We start from the raw sequence: 630 nt of genomic DNA, 5'->3' as shown, positions 1-630 counted from the left end.
ACTGCTCTTTAACAATTTATCAGACAATCTGTGTGGGCACTCGAAAGCACTGATATCCTGAACGTCGCAAGACGCTAAATGAATATCAAGTCTCAAGAGTGAACAACAGTTAATTCATTACGAACTAACAGTTTAATTCTTTGAGCATCAAACTTTAATTGAAGAGTTTGATCATGGCTCAGATTGAACGCTGGCGGCAGGCCTAACACATGCAAGTCGAGCGGTAACAGAGAGAAGCTTGCTTCTCTGCTGACGAGCGGCGGACGGGTGAGTAATGTCTGGGGATCTGCCTGATGGAGGGGGATAACCACTGGAAACGGTGGCTAATACCGCATAACCTCGAAAGAGCAAAGTGGGGGACCTTCGGGCCTCATGCCATCAGATGAACCCAGATGGGATTAGCTAGTAGGTGGGGTAACGGCTCACCTAGGCGACGATCCCTAGCTGGTCTGAGAGGATGACCAGCCACACTGGAACTGAGACACGGTCCAGACTCCTACGGGAGGCAGCAGTGGGGAATATTGCACAATGGGCGCAAGCCTGATGCAGCCATGCCGCGTGTATGAAGAAGGCCTTCGGGTTGTAAAGTACTTTCAGTCAGGAGGAAGGGTGTGAGCCTAATACGCTCAT

The 630-nt window shown here is 50.2% G+C and carries 1 rRNA gene; it reads left to right on the top strand.

The features are described from left to right. Window positions 1-155: 155 nt before the first annotated feature. A 16S ribosomal RNA gene (locus V3W49_RS22800) occupies window positions 156-630 on the top strand; the annotation flags it as partial.

The sequence above is a fragment of the Rosenbergiella sp. YN46 genome (assembly GCF_036620675.1).
Classification (GTDB): domain Bacteria; phylum Pseudomonadota; class Gammaproteobacteria; order Enterobacterales; family Enterobacteriaceae; genus Jejubacter.
This window is presented reverse-complemented; position numbering and strand designations above follow the sequence as displayed.